At 68.5% G+C, this 251-nt stretch carries 1 pseudogene; it reads left to right on the top strand.

The features are described 5' to 3' along the window. Window positions 1–251: pseudogene (locus F6Q13_RS18005) on the top strand (class I SAM-dependent methyltransferase); the annotation flags it as partial.

Raw genomic sequence — 251 nt, 5'->3', positions numbered from 1 at the left:
CCACTGCGTTGCGGGAGGCGGGTTTCGACCCCGACCGGCCAACCGCCTGGATCGCCGAGGGGTTGCTGGCTTTCCTGCCGCCGGACGCGCAGGACCGGCTGCTGGACAACATCACCGGCCTCAGCGCCGACGGCAGCCGACGCGCAGCCCGTTGAGTGTGTTGTTGGCCGACAACGGGTTACCGCCAATTCCGCACACGCTGGGCCAGCCGTCGTTTGCCGACAACTACTACTGCACGGCGGTGCTGCAGC

It is taken from the genome of Mycobacterium sp. (assembly GCF_008709575.1).
Taxonomy (GTDB): Bacteria; Actinomycetota; Actinomycetes; order Mycobacteriales; family Mycobacteriaceae; genus Mycobacterium.
Note: the sequence above shows the minus strand (reverse complement) of the source record. Positions and strands in the feature narration are given on the sequence as shown.